General features: G+C 51.9%; 1 rRNA gene. It reads left to right on the top strand.

Annotation, left to right across the window (positions count from 1 at the left end):
- A 23S ribosomal RNA gene (locus tag QPK31_RS26065) occupies nt 1–3015 on the top strand; the annotation flags it as partial.
- Nucleotides 3016–3038: the final 23 nt, after the last annotated feature.

Genomic DNA, 3038 nt, shown 5'->3' with positions numbered 1-3038 from the left:
TACTAAGCGTACGACAAGTAGGGCGGGACACGAGAAATCCTGTCTGAACATGGGGGGACCATCCTCCAAGGCTAAATACTCGTAATCGACCGATAGTGAACCAGTACCGTGAGGGAAAGGCGAAAAGAACCCCGGGAGGGGAGTGAAATAGATCCTGAAACCGTGTGCATACAAACAGTCGGAGCGGACTTGATCCGTGACGGCGTACCTTTTGTATAATGGGTCAGCGACTTACATTCAGTGGCGAGGTTAACCGGATAGGGGAGCCGTAGAGAAATCGAGTCCGAACAGGGCGACAGTCGCTGGGTGTAGACCCGAAACCAAGTGATCTACCCATGGCCAGGATGAAGGTGCGGTAACACGCCCTGGAGGTCCGAACCCACTAATGTTGAAAAATTAGGGGATGAGCTGTGGGTAGGGGTGAAAGGCTAAACAAACTTGGAAATAGCTGGTTCTCTCCGAAAACTATTTAGGTAGTGCCTCAAGTATCACCATCGGGGGTAGAGCACTGTTATGGCTAGGGGGTCATTGCGACTTACCAAACCATTGCAAACTCCGAATACCGATGAGTGCGAGCTTGGGAGACAGACGTCGGGTGCTAACGTCCGGCGTCAAGAGGGAAACAACCCAGACCGCCAGCTAAGGTCCCAAAGATTGGCTAAGTGGAAAACGAAGTGGGAAGGCTAAAACAGTCAGGATGTTGGCTTAGAAGCAGCCACCATTTAAAGAAAGCNCGCCAGCTAAGGTCCCAAAGATTGGCTAAGTGGAAAACGAAGTGGGAAGGCTAAAACAGTCAGGATGTTGGCTTAGAAGCAGCCACCATTTAAAGAAAGCGTAATAGCTCACTGATCGAGTCGTCCTGCGCGGAAGATGTAACGGGGCTAAGCCAGTCACCGAAGCTGCGGATATTCTTCTCTTTGCTTGCATCGAGATCANNNCGTAATAGCTCACTGATCGAGTCGTCCTGCGCGGAAGATGTAACGGGGCTAAGCCAGTCACCGAAGCTGCGGATATCCTTTATTGGATATGGTAGGAGAGCGTTCTGTAAGCCTGCGAAGGTGTCTTGTAAAGGATGCTGGAGGTATCAGAAGTGCGAATGCTGACATGAGTAGCGATAATGCGGGTGAAAAGCCCGCACGCCGTAAGCCCAAGGTTTCCTGTTCAACGTTCATCGGAGCAGGGTGAGTCGGCCCCTAAGGCGAGGCAGAGATGCGTAGCTGATGGGAAGCAGGTTAATATTCCTGCACCGTCGTATGATGCGATGGGGGGACGGATCGCGGAAGGTTGTCCAGCTGTTGGAATAGCTGGTTTCTGGTTCATAGAAGGCACTTAGGCAAATCCGGGTGCGTAATTCAAGGGACTGGGACGTGTGTCCATGTGANGCTGACATGAGTAGCGATAATGCGGGTGAAAAGCCCGCACGCCGTAAGCCCAAGGTTTCCTGTTCAACGTTCATCGGAGCAGGGTGAGTCGGCCCCTAAGGCGAGGCAGAGATGCGTAGCTGATGGGAAGCAGGTTAATATTCCTGCACCGTCGTATGATGCGATGGGGGGACGGATCGCGGAAGGTTGTCCAGCTGTTGGAATAGCTGGTTTCTGGTTCATAGAAGGTACTTAGGCAAATCCGGGTACATAATTCAAGGGACTGGGACGTGTGGCCATGCGACACGAAGCAATCGGAAGTGGTTCCAAGAAAAGCCTCTAAGCTTCAGTCATACGAGACCGTACCGCAAACCGACACAGGTGGGCGAGATGAGTATTCTAAGGCGCTTGAGAGAACTCGGGAGAAGGAACTCGGCAAATTGGTACCGTAACTTCGGGAAAAGGTACGCCTCGGTAGCTTGACCACTTTACTGTGGAAGGGCGAAAAGGTTGCAATAAACTGGTGGCTGCGACTGTTTAATAAAAACACAGCACTCTGCAAACACGAAAGTGGACGTATAGGGTGTGACGCCTGCCCGGTGCTGGAAGATTAAATGATGGGGTGCAAGCTCTTGATTGAAGTCCCAGTAAACGGCGGCCGTAACTATAACGGTCCTAAGGTAGCGAAATTCCTTGTCGGGTAAGTTCCGACCTGCACGAATGGCGTAACGATGGCCACACTGTCTCCTCCCGAGACTCAGCGAAGTTGAAATGTTTGTGATGATGCAATCTACCCGCGGCTAGACGGAAAGACCCCATGAACCTTTACTGTAGCTTTGCATTGGACTTTGAACCAATCTGTGTAGGATAGGTGGGAGGCTTTGAAGCGGGGACGCCAGTTCTCGTGGAGCCATCCTTGAAATACCACCCTGGTTTGTTTGAGGTTCTAACCTTGGTCCGTTATCCGGATCGGGGACAGTGCATGGTAGGCAGTTTGACTGGGGCGGTCTCCTCCTAAAGTGTAACGGAGGAGTTCGAAGGTACGCTAGGTACGGTCGGACATCGTGCTAATAGTGCAATGGCATAAGCGTGCTTAACTGCGAGACCGACAAGTCGAGCAGGTACGAAAGTAGGACATAGTGATCCGGTGGTTCTGTATGGAAGGGCCATCGCTCAACGGATAAAAGGTACTCTGGGGATAACAGGCTGATTCCTCCCAAGAGTTCATATCGACGGGGGAGTTTGGCACCTCGATGTCGGCTCATCACATCCTGGGGCTGTAGCCGGTCCCAAGGGTATGGCTGTTCGCCATTTAAAGTGGTACGTGAGCTGGGTTTAAAACGTCGTGAGACAGTTTGGTCCCTATCTGCCGTGGGCGTTGGAAATTTGAAGGGGGCTGCTCCTAGTACGAGAGGACCGGAGTGGACGAACCTCTGGTGTACCGGTTGTCACGCCAGTGGCATTGCCGGGTAGCTAAGTTCGGAAGAGATAACCGCTGAAAGCATCTAAGCGGGAAACTTGCCTTGAGATGAGATTTCCCGGAGCCTTGAGCTCCTTGAAGGGTCGTTCGAGACCAGGACGTTGATAGGCTGGGTGTGGAAGTGCAGTAATGCATTAAGCTAACCAGTACTAATTGCCCGTACGGCTTGTCCCTATAACCTTAGCAGGTATAGTTAA

This window comes from Massilia sp. YIM B02769, from assembly GCF_030411995.1.
Lineage (GTDB): Bacteria > Pseudomonadota > Gammaproteobacteria > Burkholderiales > Burkholderiaceae_D > Telluria.
The sequence above is the reverse complement of the archived record's forward strand: the minus strand, read 5'-3'. Positions and strand labels throughout refer to the sequence as shown.